Here is a 262-nt window from a genome sequence, read left to right on the forward strand (position 1 = left end):
CCCCAGCGTCTTCTCCGCGAGGGCGATGCGGACTCGTGCCGGGTAAGGCCCGGTGGGCCAATCATATATTTTCATGCTATCTCCTATTATCTACCTGCCAGTTGATAGGGTCTTCTATGGCTTCCATTCTCGTCGAGCAAGGCCTATCTGCCAATTGGCAGGTAAAAGGTTGGAGGATAAGTTTGAGCACAAGAGCCAAAGAGGCGATCCTCGCGGCAGCCCGCAACGCGGCGCAGGCCCACGGCTATGGGGGCCTGAATTT

1 pseudogene is annotated in these 262 nt (G+C 56.5%); it reads right to left on the reverse strand.

Annotation, left to right across the window (positions count from 1 at the left end):
* Positions 1-75: pseudogene (locus tag AC0IYH_RS32235) on the reverse strand (glutathione S-transferase); the annotation flags it as partial.
* Positions 76-262: the final 187 nt, after the last annotated feature.

It is taken from the genome of Pseudomonas sp. AC463 (assembly GCF_979253585.1).